The organism is Achromobacter kerstersii (assembly GCF_902859595.1).
In the GTDB taxonomy this organism is placed as follows: domain Bacteria; phylum Pseudomonadota; class Gammaproteobacteria; order Burkholderiales; family Burkholderiaceae_B; genus Achromobacter; species Achromobacter kerstersii.
The window spans coordinates 477,561-493,116 of record NZ_CADIJQ010000003.1; the positions used below are offsets into that span (position 1 = coordinate 477,561).

At 64.9% G+C, this 15,556-nt stretch carries 10 protein-coding genes; 5 read left to right on the forward strand and 5 right to left on the reverse strand.

Annotated features, from left to right (window positions below):
- Positions 1-184: 184 nt before the first annotated feature.
- The 4 genes from HV765_RS13610 to argH form a co-directional block, all read right to left on the reverse strand.
- Positions 185-2,701: a TonB-dependent siderophore receptor gene (locus HV765_RS13610; RefSeq protein ID WP_245636411.1), complete on the reverse strand. Its 2,517-nt coding sequence runs from the start codon at positions 2,699-2,701 to the stop codon at positions 185-187.
- A gap of 200 nt (positions 2,702-2,901) precedes the next feature.
- Entirely contained in the window at positions 2,902-3,891 is a 990-nt protein-coding gene (locus tag HV765_RS13615) for a FecR family protein (RefSeq protein WP_054426119.1), read from the reverse strand.
- A gap of 10 nt (positions 3,892-3,901) precedes the next feature.
- Entirely contained in the window at positions 3,902-4,408 is a 507-nt protein-coding gene (locus HV765_RS13620; protein WP_156336826.1) for an RNA polymerase sigma factor, read from the reverse strand.
- Positions 4,409-4,576: 168 nt separating this feature from the next.
- Positions 4,577-5,998, reverse strand: a complete 1,422-nt coding sequence (gene argH, locus HV765_RS13625) for an argininosuccinate lyase (RefSeq protein WP_175169984.1) — start codon at positions 5,996-5,998, stop codon at positions 4,577-4,579.
- Positions 5,999-6,146: 148 nt separating this feature from the next.
- On the opposite strand from argH, the gene HV765_RS13630 reads away from it, so the two are divergent.
- The 3 genes from HV765_RS13630 to HV765_RS13640 all read left to right on the forward strand — a co-directional run bounded on the left by HV765_RS13630 (position 6,147) and on the right by HV765_RS13640 (position 10,137).
- Entirely contained in the window at positions 6,147-7,514 is a 1,368-nt protein-coding gene (locus HV765_RS13630) for a mechanosensitive ion channel family protein (RefSeq protein ID WP_054426114.1), read from the forward strand.
- Between the two features lie 79 nt (positions 7,515-7,593).
- Positions 7,594-9,660: an NAD(+) synthase gene (locus tag HV765_RS13635; protein ID WP_175169985.1), complete on the forward strand. Its 2,067-nt coding sequence runs from the start codon at positions 7,594-7,596 to the stop codon at positions 9,658-9,660.
- Between the two features lie 138 nt (positions 9,661-9,798).
- A complete protein-coding gene (locus HV765_RS13640) occupies positions 9,799-10,137 on the forward strand; it encodes a P-II family nitrogen regulator (protein ID WP_006218942.1) in 339 nt (112 codons plus the stop codon).
- Positions 10,138-10,310: 173 nt separating this feature from the next.
- On the opposite strand, the gene gspF is transcribed toward HV765_RS13640, so the two are convergent.
- Positions 10,311-11,516 carry a type II secretion system inner membrane protein GspF gene (gene gspF, locus HV765_RS13645; protein ID WP_175169986.1) on the reverse strand — a complete coding sequence of 402 codons (1,206 nt, stop codon included), beginning with the start codon at positions 11,514-11,516 and terminating at the stop codon, positions 10,311-10,313.
- Between the two features lie 201 nt (positions 11,517-11,717).
- Here gspF and gspD point away from each other — a divergent pair, with 201 nt between their 5' ends.
- Positions 11,718-14,105 carry a type II secretion system secretin GspD gene (gene gspD, locus HV765_RS13650; RefSeq protein ID WP_175169987.1) on the forward strand — a complete coding sequence of 796 codons (2,388 nt, stop codon included), beginning with the start codon at positions 11,718-11,720 and terminating at the stop codon, positions 14,103-14,105.
- Complete coding sequence (gspE, locus tag HV765_RS13655; RefSeq protein ID WP_054426109.1) at positions 14,102-15,529, forward strand: type II secretion system ATPase GspE; 1,428 nt, start codon at positions 14,102-14,104, stop codon at positions 15,527-15,529. Before gspD ends, gspE begins: the two co-directional genes overlap by 4 nt.
- Positions 15,530-15,556: the final 27 nt, after the last annotated feature.

Genomic DNA, 15,556 nt, shown 5'->3' on the forward strand with positions numbered 1-15,556 from the left:
GGACGGGCGCGGTGTCTCGTAGGGCCTTTCCGCAGGGGGAGCGAAAGCTGCCCCTGTTTTTTTTTGGGGCTTGAGGATTGCTGTGGGTGACCGCAGAAAGCGGTGACTTGGTCTGGTCCTCGGCTTTGCGACGTATTCGATGTCCGAACCAGGAAGCGTGACCGCTTCCTGGCCGGTCAAGCTATCAATACGTGCCGCGCAGGGTCAGCATGAAGTTGCGAGGCGCCCCGTACCAGTTGCCGCCGTTGGACGCGCCGACTCGTTCGTAATACACCTTGTCGAACAGGTTGTTGACGTTGACCGTCGCCGTCCATTGCGGCGCAAAGCGGTATTGGGCCATCAGGTTGACGGTGGCGTAGCCTGCCTGCTGGAACTTGTACGGCGTATACGAGCCGCTGTCGCGCGAGTAGGCCGTGCCTGTCACGTAGTTGGCGCTTTGCACCTGGGCGCTGCCGCCGATGCGCCAGCGCGACAAGTCGCCGGGCAGCGTGTAGGCCGTTGACACCTTCAGCAGATGGCGCGGCGTGATGCTGCTGTAGACGGCGTCGTTGGTCTTGTCGCGGGTGTTGTTGAAGGTGTAGCCCAGCGCCACTTCCCAGCCAGGCGAGACCTCGCCGCCAATTTCCATGTCCAGGCCGCGGCTGACCACTTTGCCTTGGGCCAGGTAGCAGCAGTTGCCGGCCCACGCGTCGTAGTCTTCCGGGTAGCGGCTGTCCAGCACGCCGGTGCCGGTGCGCTCGACGTTGAACAGGCTGAACGTGGCGTTCAGGCGGCCATCCAGCAATTCGCCCTTGACGCCCATTTCATAGCTCTTGCCTTTGATGGCGGGCAACGGGGAGCCGGGCAGAGGGCCAGCCTTCAGCAGCCCTTGCGGTTTATGGATGGTGGCGTAGCTGACATAGGCGGACCACGCGTCGTTCAGGTCATAGATGATGCCGCCGTAAGGCGTGGTGGCGGTCGGTTCGCGGTAGGACGTTTTCGAATAGGGCACCCAGCTGCCATTGATGGGTTCGGACACCGTCTGGTAGAACTTATAGGAGCTGAAGCGCGCGCCCGCGATCAGGTGCAGACGTTCGGTGGGGTTGATCCGCAACACGCCGTACATGCCTTTCTGCTCTTGGCCCCACGGGTCGTAGCGTTCGTTTTCCGGCAGACTCAGGTCGGGGTTCCACAGGTTGCGGTTAAAGACGTTGACCGGCACCTTCCATTCGTCCACGGGTTTAGAGACGGCCCACGTGCCTTCGCTGCGCTGCCAATCGGCGCCCAGCAACGCTTCGTGCGTGCCGCCTAACAGGTCGAAGCTGCCAGACAGATTCACATCCAGCAGGTTCTGCGTGTTGGTCATTGCGTACCGGCCGCCGCCCCAGGTGGCGCCCAGACCCGTTTCGCGATCCACGCCGCCGTTGGCGAAGGCGGTGAGCGATTTGCTGTCGGTTTCCTCGCGGGTGTAGTTGGCTTTGAAGCGCCAGGTGTCGCCCAGCCGTTGTTCCAACTGCGCAAAGATCTGCTTGGTGTCGGTATGGATGTAGGTCCAGGGCTGGCTCAGGTTGGTTGAGCGAGACAACCCGATGTCGCCGCCATCCGTGTACCGCGGCAGGCCGCTGCGGCTGCCTTGTTCGCGCATCCGGCTGTAGCTGCCGCCCACCGTCAGCAGCGTGCTGCGAGTCAGGTCGGCTTCCAGCACCCCGTAGATCTGCGGCGTTTCGGTCGTGCTGTGCGACATGAACGAGCCGGTGTCCCCGTAGACGGCGACGGCGCGGCCGCGCAGCCGGCCGTCGAAGCCCAAGGGGCCGGTGGCGTCGATCATGCTGCGGTAGTTGTCCCAGCTGCCGGCCGAAGCCTCCACCGTCAGCTGATATTCCCCCATCGGCTTCTTGCGCACCAGGTTGATGATGCCGCCCGGGTCGCCCATGCCACCCATCAGGCCCGAGGCGCCGCGCATGATCTCGACGCGGTCATAGAACGCCATGTCCTGGGTGGGGCCGTAGGTGTACGAGCCCAGCGCCAACGGGGCGCCACCGTCGATCTGCATGCTGGTGATCTGGAAGCCGCGTGAGTAATAGTCGGACGAATAGGAATTTACGCGGCGCACCGTGATGCCGGGCGCGCGGCTCATGGCGTCGGTGACGTTGACCAGATGCTGGTCGTCGATCAATTGCCGGGTCACGACCGACACCGACTGCGGCACTTCGCGAAACGCCAGATCGGTTTTGGACGCGGTGCTGGTGACCAGGCTGGTGTAAGACCCGGTGCCTTCGGTCGTGCCGTCGGCAGCGCGACGCGCAATGACGGTCACGGCCGCCATGGTGGTGGCGTCCAGGTCCTTGGGTTCGGGTTCGATGGTGACGGTGTTGCCACGAATGACCGCGATCAGGCCGCTGCCGGCCAGGATGCGGTCCAGTGCTTGTTGCGGCGTCAGGCGCCCCGAAACCGGCGGCGCCGTCTTGCCCGCCACCAGTTCCGGTGCGTACAGCACTTCCAACGACGCTTGGCGGCTCACTTCCACCAAGGCGTCATGCAAGGGTTGACGCGCGGTGTTGACCAGCACGGCGGCGCTCTGGCCCTGTGCTTCCTGGGCCTGCGCGTCGGGGGCTTGAGTCAGACCCAGCGCAATCAGCAAGGGCAGCGTGCGCAGGGCAAGACGCGGGCTGCGCAGTCGCAACGGCAGGGCGACGCCGTTGCGGGAAAGTCTACGGTTCACAAGAATAGTTCCAATAATGATTCTCAGCGGCAATGCCGCGCCACCCTTTGGCCAAAGGTCTCCTCGGGCCGCCGCATGCGCGGCCGCCCCTCTTAGCTAAAGAGTGCGATTGGCGCGAAAACCCTGAAGAAATCGCGAATCGATTGTGAAACTATATGTTTCACTGAAGAGGGGGCGGCCTTGTCGTCCGCCCCAAGCCGTCAGCGCGCCTTGACGACGTACCGCTTGTCGCCTTCCGCTTCGATGCGCACGGGCGCAATGCGAGGCAGCAATTCCAGGAAGCTGGCTGGCTGGTCGATGCTGATCGCGCCCGCAATGCGCACCTTGTCCCATCCGCCGTCCGCCAGCCGGATGGCATAGGGCGCATAGCGGTTCATTTCGGCCACGGCATCAACCAGCGGCGTGTTGTTGAACACGATGCGGCCCTGGTGCCAGGCGGTCAGCGTCGACGTGTCCACGGCATGCGGCGCGCCCAGGCTTGACCGTGACGCCGTCAGGCCTTGGCCGGGTGTCAACGCGGCACGTTGCCAAAATCGCATGCCCGCCGGCTTGACCTCGACCGCGCCAGACAGCACGGCGACGTCGGTGGCATCGCCGTGGCGGCGCACGTTAAAGCGCGTGCCGGTGACCCGGATCTGTGCATCGCCTGTCTTAACGATGAATGGGCGGCTGGCGTCGGCCTTGACCGAAAACGTGATCTCGCCCGCCGTCAGATCGACTTCGCGTCGGTCGGGATAGAAGCGCACGTTCGCCTGCGTATCCGTATTCAGTTCCAGGACGGAGTCGTCCGCCAGCGCAACCTGGCGGCGTTCGCCATGGGCGCTGGAAAGTGCGGACTCGTAGGTCGGTGCAGTGTTCTGCATCAGCGGCGCCATGGTCACGCCAATGGCCAGCGCCACGCCGCCCGCCAACGCGATGTTGGCCCACTGCGGCAGCCTGCGAGCCGGCGCGGCGGCGGCTTCGGGCTCGCGGGCCAGCGCACGCAGCCGGTCGGCCGGCACCGCCAATGTATCGCGCCACACCTCGTCCAGCAGCGCATATTCGCGCGCATGCGCAGGGGCTTCCCGCAACCAGCTGTCAAAGGCCTGCTGATCGGCATCGCTCATCCGGCCCGAGCGCGCGCGGGCGTACCAGAACGCCGCAGCGTCGCGCGGGTCATCGAATGTGGGACGGGGGCCGGAGTCGGTCATGGAGGCGGGTTCAGTCGGGCGCATAGCGGTGCAGAGCGTCGCGCAGATGGCGCATGGCGCGCATGATATAGCGCTCGACGGAATTCAGCGACACGCCCAGCCGCGCGGCAACTTCTTGCTGAGAATACCCCTCCAGCCGATGCCAGATATAGGCCTGGCGGCATTTGATGGGCAGTTGCAGCAGGGCCGCTTCAACGGCCTCGGCAAGTTGCGCGGTGCGCACGGCGGCGCTGCTGTCCACATCCTGGGGATGCTCGTCTTCGCTGATTTCATGCAAGGGCAGCGTGGGCAGCCGCGCTTCGCGGCGCGCATTGCCGGCCAGGCGGTTCATGCTGGAGCGGTACAGATAGGCCTGCGGCTCCAGGATGCTGCTGCTGTCTGCCTTCAACAGGCCGATGGCTGCGTCTTGCAGCGCATCTTCGGCCTCGTGGGTATTGCCGACCTTACGCACCCAGCCGCGCACCATCTCGGCATAGCAGCCGATCCAGCCTTTGTCTTGAGGTTTGCTGCGAGGCATGGACGAATGGGGCAGAGGCAACGGGGGAAAGGCGCGTAGTGTAAATCATTCTTATTAAAGCCGGCGCGGGCAGGGGCGGCTGGATAAGAAGGCGGGCTCCAGATGCAACAAGGCCCCCAATCGGGGGCCTTGCTTCAAGCCGCCAGCCGGAGCCAGCGCTTGCCGGAATCAGCCTTCGGCCGTTTCCGCCAGCACGCGTTTGGCTTCTTCGGCCACGCGTTCGGGGGCGGTGCCGCCGATGTGCTTGCGGGCGGCAACCGAGCCTTCCAGCGTCAGCACCTGGTGGACGTCGTCGCCGATCTGGGCGTGATAGGCCTTCAGTTCGTCGGTGGACAAGTCAGCCAGGTCGCAGCCGCGTTGTTCGCAATCGCGCACGGCGTGGGCGACCACTTCGTGCGCGTCGCGGAACGGCACGCCGCGCTTGACCAGGTAGTCGGCCAGGTCGGTAGCGGTGGCGAAGCCTTGCAGGGCGGCGGCGCGCATGTTGTCGGCCTTCACCTTGATGCCGGCAGCCATGTCCGCAAAGATGGTCAGCGTGTCGCGCACGGTGTCCACGGTGTCGAACAGGCCTTCCTTGTCTTCCTGGTTGTCCTTGTTGTAGGCCAGCGGCTGGCCTTTCATCAGGGTCAGCAGGGCGACCAGGTTGCCGTTGACGCGGCCGGTCTTGCCACGGGCAAGTTCTGGCACGTCGGGGTTTTTCTTTTGCGGCATGATCGAGCTGCCGGTGCAGAAGCGGTCGGCCAGGTCGATGAAGCCCACGCGCGGGCTCATCCAGAGCACGAGCTCTTCGGACAGGCGCGACACGTGCGTCATGATCAGCGCGCCGGCGGCGCAGAATTCGATGGCGAAGTCGCGGTCAGACACGGCGTCCAGCGAGTTGCGGCACACGCCATCAAAGCCCAGCGTCTTGGCGACGCGTTCGCGGTCGATGGGGAAAGACGTGCCGGCCAGTGCCGCCGCGCCCAGGGGCAGGCGGTTCACGCGGCGGCGGCAGTCGGCCAGGCGCTCGGCGTCGCGGCCGAACATTTCGGCGTAAGCCAGCAGGTGGTGGCCGAAGGTGACGGGCTGAGCGACTTGCAGATGGGTGAAGCCCGGCATGATGGTGCCGGCGTTGTCCAGCGCGACGGCGGCCAGCGCGTGACGCAGTTGACGCAGCAGGTCTTGCAGGTTGTCGATTTCATCACGCAGCCACAGGCGGATGTCGGTGGCGACCTGGTCGTTGCGCGAACGGCCGGTGTGCAGGCGCTTGCCCGCATCGCCCACCAGTTCCACGAGGCGCTTTTCGATGTTCAGGTGCACGTCTTCCAGATCCAGCAGCCATTGGAAGCTGCCGGCGTCGATTTCAGACAGGATCTGGGTCATGCCGCGCTGGATGTCAGCCAAGTCCTGGGCGCCGATGATGCCCTGGGCGGCCAGCATGTCTGCATGCGCGAGCGAGCCCTGGATGTCGTGGCGCGCCAGGCGCTTGTCGAAATCCACGGACGCCGTATAGCGTTTGACGAGTTCGGAAACCGGTTCCGAGAACCGGGCGGACCAGGCCTGCGCCTTGTTGGCGAACTGGTTTTGATCGGGGGAGGGAGTGTTTGCCATGATGGGCGGAATTATAGGGCCTGCCGAACCGGCGGCGCACGCAAGGGGGTAGCATGGCCCCAATATCGGCGGCTCGGAACCTCGGATGACGCTGACTTGTCGGATAATCCCCGGTTAGTTTCAAGACCTTAGAGCGAGTCAGAAGAATATGCCCCTGGAATGGGAAGAACTGGTCACCCAGCTAGATACGCACATGCCGCACGAGGCTTGGGCGCAAACGCTGGTCGGTATTGGCGCGCTGATCCTGACGGCGCTGTTCGTCCAGTGGGTGGTCGCGCGCGTCGTGCTGCTGCTGGCGCACCGGGTCCTGGTGCTGAGCGGCCGGGGCGATTGGGACAAGGCGCTGCAACGCCGCCGCGCCTATCAAAACCTTTGGTATGCCGTGCCGTTTGCGGTCGTGTCTATGGGCATCGACCTGGTCCCGCACGTGGAAAAAGCGGTGACGGTGGTGGGCCGGCTGGCGCATGCCGGCGCGTGGATCTGTGTGTTCGTGGCGTTCTCGGGTGTGCTGAGCGCCTGGCAAGACACGTATTCCGCCACGACGCGGGCGCAAACCCGGTCAATCAAGGGCTATATCCAGATCAGCAAGCTGGTGCTGATGGCGGTGTGCACCGTGCTGGTGCTGTCCATCCTGATCGACCGCTCGCCGCTGTGGATGATTTCCGGCCTGGGTGCGCTGTCGGCGGTGCTGCTGCTGGTGTTCAAGGACACGCTGCTGTCGCTGGTGGCCAGCACGCAGCTGACCAGCAACGACATGCTGCGCATTGGCGACTGGATCGAAATGCCGCAGTCCAACGCCGACGGCTTCGTCAAAGACATCGCCCTGCATACGGTCAAGGTGCAGAACTGGGACAACACCGTCACCACGGTGCCCACCTACAAATTGTTCTCGGAAAGCTATCGCAACTATCGCCACATGTTTGAATCGGGCGGGCGGCGCATCAAGCGCACGCTGCGTATCGATGCATCCAGTGTGCGGTTTCTGACCGACGAAGAAGCCCAGCGGCTGATGCGGTTCCGGCTGCTGCATGACTATCTGCAAGCCAAGACCCACGACATTGCGCAAGCCAATCAGACGATGGGCGAGCTGGCCAGCGTGCCGGCCAACCGCCGCCGGCTGACCAATATCGGCACGTTCCGCGCGTATGGGCTGGCGTTTCTGAAGCAGAACCCGGAAGTGCGGCAAGACATGGCGATGATGGTGCGCATGATGGAGCCCACCTCCGACGGCATTCCGGTCGAGGTCTATTGCTTTACCGCGGTGACCGCCTGGGTGGAATACGAGCGCATCCAGGGTGATATTTTTGACCACCTGCTGGCGATTCTGCCGGAGCTGGGCCTGCGTCTGTACCAGCAGCCGTCGGGTGCTGACATCGGCGCCATGGGCAGCCAGCTGCGTGAAAACGCCATCCAGACGGCGCTGGCCGCCGAGCGCGACCGGCAAGGGCTGGCGCTGACGGACGGGCAGGGCATGCCGCCTGAGCGCAGCCCGGCTGACGGGATGATGCCGCGCTAAGGCGTGGCGGCCCCGGGGCGCCATGAGATAATCCGCCGGTTGGAACTTACGTCTTCATTGACTCCAGGCGATCACCCCGATGTCGAACCCGTTCTTCAACCTGTATTCCCACGGCTTCGCCCGGGTGGCGGTCGGCGTACCCGAATGCCGGGTCGCCGATCCGGCCTTCAACGCCGCGCAGACCATTGAATTGGCCCAGCAGGCCGCCCAGGGCGGCGCCGTTCTGGTGGCGTTCCCCGAGCTGGGCCTGTCCGCCTACACCTGCGACGATCTCTTCCACCAGAAAGCGCTGCTGGATGAATGCGAAGCGGCGCTGGCCCAAGTGGTGGCTGCCACGGCCGAGCTGGACATCGCCGTCATCGTCGGCGCGCCGCTGCGCGTGTCGCACCAACTGTTCAATTGCGCGGTGGTCGCGGCAAGCGGCCGCATTCTGGGCGTGGTGCCCAAGAGCTACCTGCCCAATTACGGCGAGTTCTACGAAGCGCGCCAGTTCAGCGCCGCCGATTGCGCGGCCGCCACTGAAATCCGATTGCTGGACCAGACGGTGCCGTTCGGCCCCGAGCTGCTGTTCCAGATGGACAAGCTGCCGCTGTTCCAATTCCACGTTGAAATCTGCGAAGACGTCTGGGTGCCGATCCCGCCGTCCTCGTTCGCGGCCTTGGCCGGGGCGACCGTGCTGGTCAATCTGTCCGCCTCGAACATCGTCGTGGGCAAGTCGGAATACCGCCATCAACTGGTGGCGCAGCAATCGGCGCGCTGCCTGTCTGCGTATATGTATACGTCGGCGGGGCGGGGCGAATCGTCTACCGACCTGGCTTGGGACGGGCAGGCGCTGATCTACGAAAACGGCGAGCTGCTGGGCGAATCCGAACGCTTTCTGAACCATTCCCATCTGCTGTTCTCGGACGTGGACCTGGACCGCCTGTCGCGCGAGCGCATGCGGCAGACCACGTTCGGCCAGTCGGTGCGCCGCCATCAGGACGAAGTGCGCAAGTTCCGCACCGTGGCGGTGCCGGTGAGCCCGCCGCTGGATGACGCCGAGCTGCCGCTTGAGCGTCGCGTGGCGCGATTCCCCTATGTGCCGGCGGACCCGCAACGCCGCGACGCCCGCTGCAAAGAGGTCTACAGCATCCAGGTGCAGGCGCTGGTGCAGCGCTTGTCGGCCAGCAAGATGGCGAAGGTGGTCATCGGCATTTCTGGCGGGCTGGATTCCACGCACGCCTTGCTGGTGTGCGCGCAGGCCATGGATACGCTGGGCCTGCCGCGTTCGAACATCCTGGCCGTGACCATGCCGGGCTTCGCCACCAGCACCCGCACGCTGCAACAGGCGCGCCGGCTGATGGCGGTGGTGGGCTGCACGGCGTCGGAAATCGACATCCGCCCCAGCTGCCTGCAAATGCTGAAAGACCTGGGCCACCCCTATGCAGACGGCAAGCCGGTCTACGACATCACGTTCGAAAACGTCCAGGCGGGCGAGCGCACCAACCACCTGTTCCGGCTGGCGAATTTCAGCAACGCCATCGTCATCGGCACGGGCGACTTGAGCGAGCTTGCACTGGGTTGGTGCACGTATGGCGTGGGCGACCACATGTCGCACTACAGTGTGAACGCCAGCGTGCCCAAGACCTTGATCACGCATCTGGTGCGCTGGGTGGCCGAGTCTGGGCGTCTGGGCGACGAGGGCGCCGCCGTGTTGCTGGACGTGCTGGGCACGGACGTCAGCCCCGAATTGGTGCCGGGCGGCGCGGACGACAAGCCCGTTCAGAAAAGCGAAGACTCAATCGGCCCCTACGAATTGCAGGACTTCAACCTGTACTACACGCTGCGCTATGGCTTTGCGCCCACCAAGGTGGCGTTCCTGTCGCTGGCCGCCTGGCGTGACCGCGAGGCGGGCGCGTGGCCGGAAGCCGGGCATGTCGTGCGCAACCAGTACGACCTGGCCGCCATCAAGCGCAACCTGAAGATATTCCTGGACAAGTTTTTCCGTACCAGCCAGTTCAAGCGCACCTGCGTGCCGAACGCGCCGAAGGTCGGCTCGGGCGGTTCGTTGTCGCCGCGCGGCGATTGGCGCGCGCCCAGCGATTCGGAATCGGTGGTGTGGATGCGCGACGCCGAACGCATTCCGGACGCCGAACCGGACGCCTGATCGGGGTTCTCCCGCAATGACGCTGGCGGCCCGCTTGCACGGCGGGCCCCGGTGTTATTCTCTTATTCATCGCGCGCTGGCCGCCTTGCAAGCGGCGGCCCGGGCGCCGCAACAGATCAAACACCCAGGACGACCAACGTGAAACAAGTCACCGCCATCATCAAACCCTTCAAGCTCGACGAAGTCCGCGAGGCGCTGGCCGAAGTCGGCGTCAGCGGCTTGACCGTCACCGAGGTCAAGGGTTTCGGCCGTCAGAAAGGCCACACCGAACTCTATCGTGGCGCGGAATACGTGGTGGACTTCCTGCCCAAGATCCGTGTTGAAGTCGTACTGCCCGACGATCAGGTCGAAGCCGCCATCGAAGCCGTGGTCAAGGCCGCGCGCACCGGCAAGATCGGCGACGGCAAGATTTTCGTGTCGCCCGTGGAGCAAGCCATCCGCATCCGCACTGGCGAAAGCGACGAAGAAGCACTGTGACCCGCGCCGCCTGTTGACCGCCAGATCAGGCCGCCTGTTGACCGCCACTTCTGACCGCCACTTCTGACCGCCATTTCTGAACGCCAGATCAGGCCGCCGTATCTGAACGCCATATCGGCCACGTCATCTTCCAAGGCGCTCGCTCCGGCAACGGGGCGAGCGCCTTCGTACTTCTAGCGGATGAGCTGATTCATTTCCAGAATCGGCATCATCACCGCCAGCACAATCAGCAGCACAAATCCGCCCATCAGCAGGATCAGCGCGGGCTCCAGCAGCGCCGTCATCGCCATGGCGCGCCGTTCCAGATCGCGCGACAGGTTCTGCGCGCCGCGATCCAGCAGCTCGGGCAAGCGGCCAGTTTTTTCGCCGCTGGCGATCAAATGCACCAGCAGCGACGGGAACACTTTCTGCGCGCCCAATGACGCCGACAGCGCCGCGCCTTCGCGCACGCGTGCCGATGCTTCGTCCACCGCCAGGCGCAGCACATCGTTGCCCAAGGTGCGGCGCGCGGCTTCCAGCGCGGTCAACAATGCCACGCCGCTGCCGCACAAGATCGCCAACGTGGAGGCAAACCGCGCAGCGTTCACGCCCAGCACGAAGCGTCCGGCCAGCGGTAGCTTCAGCACGCGCGCATGCCAGGCGCGCCTTGCGGCAGGCGCGCGCAAGGTATAGCGCCACAGCACAATGGCCACCACCAGCGCCACGCCCGTCACCGCGCCCCATTCGCGCACATAGTCCGACAGCCCCAGCATCACGCGGGTCAGCAACGGCAGTTGCTGCTTGGCGTGGTTGAACGCCGACACCACTTGCGGCACCACATAGCCCAGCAGAAAAATCACGATGATGACCGACACGCTGGCCACCACCGCGGGGTAGATGAACGCCGTCATCACCTTGCTGCGCAAGGTGTTGCGTTCTTCGATGTAGTCGGCCAGCTTCTCCATCACTTGCGCCAGGTCGCCGGACTCTTCGCCCGCGCCGATCAGCGCGCGATAGATCTCGGGAAAGTCACGCGGCCGGGCGGCCAGCGCGGTAGACAGGCGATGGCCCGCGCGCACGTCGTCGCGCACGCTGCCCAGTGTTGCGGCGATATGTTTTTTTTCGGCTTGCTCAAGCGTGGCCGACAGCGCGGCATCCAAGGGCAAGCGCGCGGCCAGCAGGCTGGCCAGCTGACGCGTCAGCCACGCAAGATCCGCGTCCGACAAGCGGGTGCGCAGGCTGGCGCCAAGGCCTTCCGCGCGCGCCGCCAATGCCGTCGACAAGGGCAACAAGCCACGGCCGCGCAACTGGTTGCGGGCGCCGCGTTCGGTGTCGGCATCAATCGTGCCGCGCACGATTTTTCCTAACGCGTCAGTGGCTTCGTATCGAAAGGAAGGCATGGTGAAAGCAAGGGGCTGCGCGAACGCAAACACATCAGAAAAATGCAAATGCAAAACGCGCAAAAGCCCCGAATTTAAAGGGTTTCAAGCCGATATGTTGCATGTCAAATATGACCGTAGTGTTGCACTGTCACCCCGTATACTCCGACGCGCTTTCACGTTTTTTCACACGATTTCACGTCTCCAGGCACCTACCTCGTCATGCGTCACATCGCGCAATTCAGCCTTGCAGTCTTGCTTGCGGCAAGCCAAATCGGACCGGCAATCAGCACGGCCCATGCTCAACAGGCGGACAACCGCGTCAGCCTGAATTTCGTCGACACCGACATCCCCGCCGTGCTGCGCGCGTTGTCGCTGTTCACGCAGCGCAACTTTCTGGTGGACCCGCGCGTCAAGGGCAAGCTCACGCTGGTGTCGGACCGGCCCGTGGACAGCGGGCAGGCCTTGTCGATGCTGACGGGCGCGCTGCGCTTGCAGGGCTTCGCCATCGTTGATGTGGATGGCGTGACGCGCGTGGTGCCCGAAGCCGACGCCAAGCTGCAAGGCAGCGCGGTGGTGGGCAACACGCGGCCAGCGACGAGCGTGGGCGGTGCGCCCGCAGGAGGCGCTGCGCGTGGGCCGGTGCCGGTTTCGGCATTCGCCAAAGGCGGCGGCAACAGCGGCGAAATGCTGACGCGCGTGTTCCCCTTGAAGTACGAGAACGCGGCGAACCTGGTGCCCGTGCTGCGCCCGATGGTGCCGCCGAACAACCCCATCAACGCGTATCCCGGCAACAACACGCTGGTGGTGACGGACTACGCCGATAACCTGGAACGCATCGCGCAGGTCATCGCGCGCATCGACGTGCCCAGTTCGATCGACACGGACGTGGTGCCGGTGCAATCCGGCATCGCCACCGACATCGCAATTCTGGCGTCGCAGTTGCTGGACACGCAAAGCAGCGACCCCACGCAACGTATTGCGGTCGTGGCCGACCCGCGCAGCAACAGCGTGCTGGTGCGTTCGGGCAGCCCGGCGCGCACGCGTTTGGCGCGCGACCTGATCCTGAAGCTGGACGCGCAGCAGAACCGCGCGGGCAATCTGCACGTGGTGTACATGCGCAACGCGCAGGCCACGCGCATCGCCGAAGTGCTGGGCGGCTTGCTGACGGGGCAGGCGAACTCGGCGCCGGGCGCGACGGGCGGGGCAAGCGGCGGCACGGGTGGCGCCCAAGGCGGCGCGCGCACGCAGAACACGCCGGCCAGCGGCATGCAGTCGGGGCAGGGCATGTCCGGCATGTCCGGCAGTACGGGCTCGTCCAAGGGCGGCTTGTCGGGCGAGCAAGAGCGCATTGCGCGTGAAGACAACAGCACGCAGGCCGTGTCGTATTCGGCGGGCGGGGCCACCATTCAGGCCGACCCGTCCACCAATTCGCTGATCATCTCGGCGCCGGAACCGCTGTACCGCAGCTTGCGTGAAGTGATCGACCAGCTGGACCAGCGCCGCGCGCAGGTGCTGGTGGAAAGCCTGATCGTGGAAGTCAGCGAAGAAAAGGCCGCGGAATTCGGCATCCAGTGGATGACCGGCGCGGGCAACATCAACAGCAACGGCACCAGCTTCATCGGCGGCACCAACCTGGGCGGCAGCGGCATCACGGGCAATGGCCCGACGTCGATCGACGCCCTCGGCGGCGGCTTGAGCCTGGGCGTGGTCAAGGGCACGGTTGATGTGCTGGGCAACAAGGTGATCAACCTGGGCGTGCTGGCGCGCGCCATGCAGAACACGGGCGAAGCCAACATCCTGTCGACGCCGAACCTGCTGACGCTGGACAACCAGTCGGCCAGCATCCTGGTGGGCAAGACGGTGCCGTTCGTGACGGGCCAGTACGTGACGTCGGGCAGCAATGGCAGTTCGAATCCGTTCCAGACGATCGAACGCGAAGACGTGGGCCTGAAGCTGAACATTCGTCCGCAGATTTCGGAAGGCGGCGCGGTGAAGCTGGACATCTACCAGGAAGTCAGCAGCATCGATGAAAGCCGTTCCAATTCCACCTCTGGCATCGTGACCAACAAGCGCGCCATCGACACCAGCGTGTTGATTGATGACGGCCAGATCATCGTGCTGGGTGGCCTGCTGGAAGAAAACGTGACGTTGACGTCCAACAGTGTGCCGGGCTTGGGTTCGCTGCCGGTGATTGGTTCGCTGTTCCGCTACGACACGCGCAAGCGCACGAAGACCAACCTGATGGTGTTCCTGCGCCCCTACGTGGTGCGCGACGCGAACCGCAGCGCCAGCGTCACGATGGACCGCTACGACTACATGCGCCGTGCTCAAGCCGCAGTGCAGCCGGGCGAACACTGGGCGCTGCCCGACATGCAGGCGCCGATGCTGCCCACGCCGGGTTCCGCGCCGACGATATCGAACAACGCCTATGACCTGCGCCCCGAGCAGCAGGCGGCCACGCTGCGCCGTCCGCCGCCCGCCACCGTGGAATCGTTTGCGGTGCGGCAGTATCCGGGCATGACGCCGCAGCGTTCTGCGTCGGCGCCCATCCGCGTGTCGCAATCGCTTATGCATAGCGTGGCCGTGGACCCCGAGTCGCTGCTATGAGCGCGCATCCCTTGCCCTATGCCTGGGCCCGCGCCCAGCGCGCCGTGCTGTCGCTGCGCGCGGGGCAGGCGCAGTTGACGGTCAGCCCGCGCACGCCGGAATGGGCGGTGCGCGAGATTCGCCGCTGCCATGGCGACATCGCGCTGGCGCAGGTGGATGACGAGGCGCTGGAAACCTTGCTGACCGCCGCGTACAGCCATTCCGAAGACGCCGCATCGGTGATGGGCGTGGCGGAAAACGAGATCGACCTGGATCGCTTGTTGCAGGACATGCCCGAAGTGGCCGACTTGCTGGAAGCGCAGGACGACGCGCCCGTCATTCGCATGATCAACGCGCTGTTCGCCCAGGCCGCGCGCGATGGCGCAAGCGATATCCATATCGAGCCGTTTGAGACGCACTCGGTGGTGCGTTACCGCGTGGATGGCACCTTGCGCGATGTGGTGTCGCCGCGCAAGGCGCTGCACGCCGCGCTGATTTCGCGCATCAAGATCATGGCGCATCTGGACATCGCCGAAAAGCGTTTACCGCAGGACGGGCGCATTGCGCTGCGCGTGGGCGGCCGGCCAATTGATGTGCGCGTGTCGACGTTACCCACCGGCCACGGCGAACGCGCGGTGCTGCGTTTGCTGGATAAAGAAGCGGGGCGCTTGCAGCTGGAACGCCTGGGCATGTGCCCCACGGTGCTGACGCAGCTGGACCGCCTGATCCGCCAGCCGCACGGCATCGTACTGGTCACGGGGCCGACCGGCAGCGGCAAGACCACCACGCTGTATGCGGCGTTAAGCCGTCTGGATTCGGCGACAAGCAACATCCTGACGGTGGAAGACCCCATCGAATACGACTTGTCGGGCATCAGCCAGACGCAGGTCAACGCCAAGATCGACATGAGCTTTGCGCTGGCCCTGCGCGCCATCTTGCGGCAAGACCCGGACGTGATCATGATCGGCGAAATCCGCGATCTTGAAACCGCACAGATTGCAGTGCAGGCGTCGTTGACGGGCCACCTGGTGCTGGCCACGCTGCACACCAACGACGCCGTGTCCGCCGTGACGCGCTTGACGGACATGGGCGTTGAACCCTTCCTGTTGGCCTCGTCCTTGCTGGGCGTGCTGGCGCAGCGGCTGGTGCGCAAGCTGTGTCCGGAATGCAAGAAGCCGTCGATGCAGGACGGCATGCGTGTGTTTCATCCGGTGGGCTGCCCCACATGCAACCACACGGGCTACAGCGGGCGTTCGGGCATCCATGAGCTATTCACGGTGGATGATGAGGCCCGCAGGCTGATCCATGAAGGGCGCGACGAACGTGAACTGCGCCTTGCCGCCACGGCAGCCGGCATGCGCACCATGCGGCAGGACGGCCAGCGCTGGGTGGAAGGCGGGCAGACCTCGCCCGAGGAAATCGTGCGCGTCACGCGCGACGCATAGCGCTGGGTCGGGGGGGCGCTGTCGTGC

What these genes read in the sequence shown, in the direction of transcription:
- HV765_RS13615 (WP_054426119.1), bottom strand. Translation starts at nt 3,891, where the DNA reads ATGACCGACTCCGGCCCCCGTCCCACATTCGATGACCCGCGCGACGCT.
- HV765_RS13620 (WP_156336826.1), bottom strand. Translation starts at nt 4,408, where the DNA reads ATGCCTCGCAGCAAACCTCAAGACAAAGGCTGGATCGGCTGCTATGCC.
- argH (WP_175169984.1), bottom strand. Translation starts at nt 5,998, where the DNA reads ATGGCAAACACTCCCTCCCCCGATCAAAACCAGTTCGCCAACAAGGCG.
- HV765_RS13630 (WP_054426114.1), top strand. Translation starts at nt 6,147, where the DNA reads ATGCCCCTGGAATGGGAAGAACTGGTCACCCAGCTAGATACGCACATG.
- HV765_RS13635 (WP_175169985.1), top strand. Translation starts at nt 7,594, where the DNA reads ATGTCGAACCCGTTCTTCAACCTGTATTCCCACGGCTTCGCCCGGGTG.
- gspF (WP_175169986.1), bottom strand. Translation starts at nt 11,516, where the DNA reads ATGCCTTCCTTTCGATACGAAGCCACTGACGCGTTAGGAAAAATCGTG.
- gspD (WP_175169987.1), top strand. Translation starts at nt 11,718, where the DNA reads ATGCGTCACATCGCGCAATTCAGCCTTGCAGTCTTGCTTGCGGCAAGC.
- gspE (WP_054426109.1), top strand. Translation starts at nt 14,102, where the DNA reads ATGAGCGCGCATCCCTTGCCCTATGCCTGGGCCCGCGCCCAGCGCGCC.